Below are 3972 nucleotides of genomic sequence, written 5' to 3'. Positions count from 1 at the left end.
CGCCGGGGGCGCGGCGGGCCCTGGCGGCGCGCCAGAGTTCGGATCGGAAGGCTCGGACATCGGCGGCGCCTAGTTGGCCACGGCGGGCAGGTCGCTGCTGTTGTGGCCGGCGAGCCGCGTGTTGCGGTTCGACTGGATCGACTGCTGGATGTCCGCCTCCGTCATGCCGGACGACAACGTGATCGTCGTCGACGTCTTCTGACCCGTCTCCACGTCACACGCGGACACGTTCACCAGACCGTCCGTGTTGATCTCGAACGTCACTTCGATCTTCACCTCGCCGCGATACCCGATGCGGAAGCCCGAGAACTCGAACTCGCCCAGCATCTCGCACTCCTCGGCGCGGTTGGACTCACCCTGGTACACGCGGATCTTCACCTTCTCCTGCCCGTCACGGCTGGTGGTGAAGGTCTTCGAGCGGTCAATGGGCACCGGCGTGTTCTTGTCGATGATCTTCTCCGTGTACCCACCCACGGTGCCGATCCGCAGCGTCAGCGGCGTGACGTCCACCAGGAACGTCTCCGTCTTGCTGTCCAGCAGCGCGTGCGACTGGAGCGCCGCGCCCATGGCCACGACCTGATCCGGGTTGATGCCCTCCAGCGGCTCCTTCTGGAAGTAGTGCTTCACCGAGTTGCGGATGATGGGCAGCCGCGTGGGCCCGCCCACCAGGATGACCGCGTCGATGTCCGCCGCCGTCAGCCGTGCGCTCTGCAGCGCCTCGTCGCAGACCTTGAACGTGCGCTGCACCAGGTCCATCACCATCCGGTTGAACTGGTCCTGGTTGAGCGTGTTGCGCAGGTCCATCACGTTGCCGTTGGCGTCCTGGCAGATGCCCGCGCAGAGGATCTCCGCGGTGCCGTACTGGCCCACGTCGATCTTCGCCTTCTCCGCCGCGTCCTTCAGCATCTGCAGGCAGTACTTGTTCTGCCGCAGATCCAACCGCGTGCGGCTGAGGAAGTCGTCCGCCATCCACGTCATGATGCGGTCGTCGAAGTCGTCGCCGCCCAGGTACGTGTCACCCGCCGTCGCGAGCACCTCGAAGACGTCCTTGCCGATTTCGAGGATGGACACGTCGAACGTGCCGCCACCCAGGTCGTAGACGACGACGCGCTGGTTGACGTCCCGGCCAAAGCCGTACGCCAGCGCCGCCGCCGTGGGCTCGTTGATGATGCGCAGGACTTCCAGCCCCGCGATGCGGCCCGCGTCCTTCGTGGCCTGGCGCTGGTTGTCGTTGAAGTACGCGGGGACGGTGATGACCGCCTTGTGCACCTCGCGGCCCAGGTACGTCTCCGCGACGGCCTTCATCTCCTTGAGCACCAGCGCGGAGATCTCCGGCAGCGAATAGCTGCGGTCCCGCACGCCGATGCGCACCGAGTTGTTGTCGCCCTCGACGATGCGGTAGGGCATCACCGCCTGCGCCTTCTTCACCTCGTCGGAGAAGTAGTACCGGCCGATGAGCCGCTTGGCCGAGTACACCGTGTTCTCGGGGCTGGTGATGATGTTCTTCTTCGCCGCGTTGCCCACCAGCACGGACCCTTCCTCCAGGAAGGACACGCACGAGGCATGCGTCGTCTCGCCCCACTCGTTGGGGATGACCGTGGGCTGACCCTCGTGGACGACGGACACGCACGAATACGACGTGCCCAGGTCGATGCCGATTGCGATGTCGTCCGCCATTCCGTCTCCGGTGAAGACCTGCACCCCGGCCCCTCTGGCGAGAGGGCAGCCGGGAAGCGCCCGGAGGTTAGGCTCCACGTTCCGGGGTGTCAATTCAAAGACTGTTCAAACGCCAGCCATTTCAAGGGCTTAGCGCCAGAGCAGGGGAGCGGGTTCAGCGGGCTGAACCGGCATCCCATGGACCTTATCCCTTGAGGTGAAGGGGGGAATCACCATGTCCGCCATCCTCGCCGCCCTGTCGTCGGATCCCAACCTCCTGCGGTGCGAGCTGCACCGGCTGACCCAGCAGGTCGTCCTCCGCCCGGAGGCCCGGGCCAACGCCTTGGGGGTGGGCTCCTATGCCCAGGAGGATGTCCTCCTGCGCCGCCTGGCGCCGGACCGGGAAATCACCCTGGATGACCTGGGGCCGCCCCACGAATCCGAGGCCGTGCTCTTCCACGCCAGCCGGCTGCCGCTCGGCCTGTCGCCCGAGGAGAACACCCAGCCCTTCCGGGCGCGCCACTGGTTGTTCGCCCACCAGGGCCCGCTGCCGGACTTCGAGCCCCTGCGCGCCCCGCTGCTGTCGCGCGTGCCAGAGCACCTCCAGCGGCAGGTGCGAGGCTCCACCGGCAGCGAGGTCCTCTTCGCCCTCTTCCTCACGCGCCTGCGGGAACTGGGCCGCACGGATGATCCACGCCTGGAGCCGGAGGTGGCCGGCCGCGTGCTGCGCGACACGGTGCGTGAAGTGGAGGCCACGCTCGTGAAGCTGGGGCAGGTGCGCACGCCGCCGCTCAACCTGGTGGCCACCAACGGCACCGTGCTGGCCGCCACGCGCCGGGGCGAGGCCCCGCTGTACTACACGCGCCTGGAGGGCAGCGCGGAGTGCGCCCACTGCGGCGTGACGCCCCAGACGCCGGAGACGCATCCGGAGGTCGGCGCGCACCGCCGCCGCCGCACGGTGGTGGTGGCCAGCCACGTGACGCGCACGCAGGGCTGGGTGGAGCTGCCGCAGGGCGCGACACTGGTGGTGGGCGCGGACCTCCAGGTCCAGCAGCTGCCGCCGTCCTGACGAGGCCGCTACGGGCCTCCGAAGAAGGAGACCTCCAGGAAGCGCACGTAGAGGTTGCAGGCGGCGTGGAAGAGCGAGCAGCCGACGATGGTGCCGGTGCGCTCGCGCATCCAGCCGAAGAGGAGCGCGGGGAAGAACACCGCCAGCCGCCACGTCTGGAAGATGGCCAGGTGGCCCAGCGCGAAGAGCAGCGCCGTCACCCAGAAGGCGCGCCCCAGCCTCGCGCCCAGCACCACGCGCCCCTGGGGCCACGCGTCGCGCAGGCGGGCCTGGAGGTAGCCCCGGTAGAAGAACTCCTCCGGCAGCGCGACGACGAAGAGCTGATCAATCACCCACTCGCCGAAGCGCGGGGGCAGGCGCGGCTGGAAGTGGCCCTCGCCGATGATGGGCGTCAGGTGGTGCGCGAGCGCGGGCGGCAGGTGCGGCACCACCTGCACGAAGCCGGCGAAGCCCGCGAAGAACAGCGGCCCCACGATGGCGCTCATCACCAGGAACAGGCGCACGTCCTCCTTCCACGCGCGCAGGGTGAGGCCGTAGTCGCGGTAGTCCTCGTCGCGCCAGCGCATGGGGATGAGCGGCAGGTAGAGGAAGCCCACCGTGGCCACCAGCTTGGGCACGCTGGTGCCCCCGGCGATGAGGAACGCCGCGATGATGCCCAAAAAGCCCAGCGCCCAGAGGCCCATCGCCTCCTGCACCGCGCTCACCTTGAAGGGAGGCCCCGAAGGCCGGCTCATGGCGCGTCCGCCGAGGCGAGCTCCGCCTTCACCGCGGACAGGGGCAGGGCGCGGGCGCCACGGCCCCGGCGCTCGACGACCAGGCCCACCAGCCGCCCGTCGCCGTCATACAGCGGGCTGCCCGGCGCGAGCGTGAGGTCCACGTCGAAGAACGGCGCGGGTGCTGTCTTGGCCACCGTCGCCTTGGGCGTGTCCCGCTGCCCCTTCTTGCGCGCGGGCATGACGCCCACCACCCAGCGGCCCGCCAGCCCCTCCGGCACCAGCCGCACCGGCGCCGCGGGCCACGTGCCCTGGGGGCCCGCCACCACCGCGACCTGGAGCACCGTGCTGGAGAGCACCACGCGCGCCGTCAGCGCGTTGCCCTCGTGCACCACCTGGGTGGAGTTGGGACCCACGAGCGACACGGCCGTGAGCACCTGTCCGTCCGCGCCCACGATGATGCCGGGGCCCGCGTTCTGGGGGCCGCGCACGCGTACCGAGGAGCGGGTGTGCAGTTCCAGCACGCGCTGGAGG

The 3972-nt window shown here is 69.5% G+C and carries 4 protein-coding genes; 1 reads left to right on the top strand and 3 read right to left on the bottom strand.

Annotated features, from left to right (window positions below):
* Positions 1-69 precede the first annotated feature (69 nt).
* The gene (gene dnaK / locus D7X55_RS37065) at positions 70-1677 is read right to left on the bottom strand and encodes a molecular chaperone DnaK (RefSeq protein WP_121725497.1); all 1608 of its coding nucleotides are present in this window, start codon (positions 1675-1677) and stop codon (positions 70-72) included.
* A 214-nt stretch (positions 1678-1891) separates the two neighbouring features.
* Here dnaK and D7X55_RS37060 point away from each other — a divergent pair, with 214 nt between their 5' ends.
* The gene (locus tag D7X55_RS37060) at positions 1892-2725 is read left to right on the top strand and encodes a class II glutamine amidotransferase (protein WP_199747312.1); all 834 of its coding nucleotides are present in this window, start codon (positions 1892-1894) and stop codon (positions 2723-2725) included.
* Between the two features lie 8 nt (positions 2726-2733).
* Here D7X55_RS37060 and mrtX read toward each other — a convergent pair whose 3' ends face one another.
* Entirely contained in the window at positions 2734-3459 is a 726-nt protein-coding gene (gene mrtX / locus D7X55_RS37055; RefSeq protein ID WP_120547838.1) for a myxosortase MrtX, read from the bottom strand.
* The coding region (locus D7X55_RS37050) for a trypsin-like peptidase domain-containing protein (protein WP_147470366.1) at positions 3456-3972 on the bottom strand (517 nt) is incomplete at its 5' end. The genes mrtX and D7X55_RS37050, both read right to left, overlap by 4 nt.

Source organism: Corallococcus sp. AB049A (genome assembly GCF_003668885.1).
Lineage (GTDB): Bacteria > Myxococcota > Myxococcia > Myxococcales > Myxococcaceae > Corallococcus > Corallococcus interemptor.
Note: the sequence above shows the minus strand (reverse complement) of the source record. Positions and strands in the feature narration are given on the sequence as shown.